Below are 250 nucleotides of genomic sequence, written 5' to 3'. Positions count from 1 at the left end.
CTCCACCGTGCAGGAGAAGGCGGTGGCGCACCCCACGGACTCCAAGCTTCTGGAGACGGCGCGTGCCAAGCTGGTGGAAGCCGCGCAAGGAGTTGGCATCGAGCTCAAGCAGACCTTCGCCAAAGAGGGCCAGCTGCTGCGCTTCAAGGCCGGGCGGTACGCGCACGCCAGACAGTTCAAGCGCATGCGCCGCGTGATCAAGCGCCAGAGCACGGTGGTGGGCCGCCTGGTGCGTGAGATCGAGCGCAAG

At 66.8% G+C, this 250-nt stretch carries 1 pseudogene; it reads left to right on the top strand.

Annotated elements, in window-relative coordinates:
• Positions 1–250, top strand: a pseudogene (locus M3149_RS22965) (IS5/IS1182 family transposase); the annotation flags it as partial.

Origin of the sequence: Hydrogenophaga intermedia (genome assembly GCF_023715105.1) — a bacterium.
Taxonomy (GTDB): domain Bacteria; phylum Pseudomonadota; class Gammaproteobacteria; order Burkholderiales; family Burkholderiaceae_C; genus Hydrogenophaga; species Hydrogenophaga intermedia_A.
The sequence above is the reverse complement of the archived record's forward strand: the minus strand, read 5'-3'. Positions and strand labels throughout refer to the sequence as shown.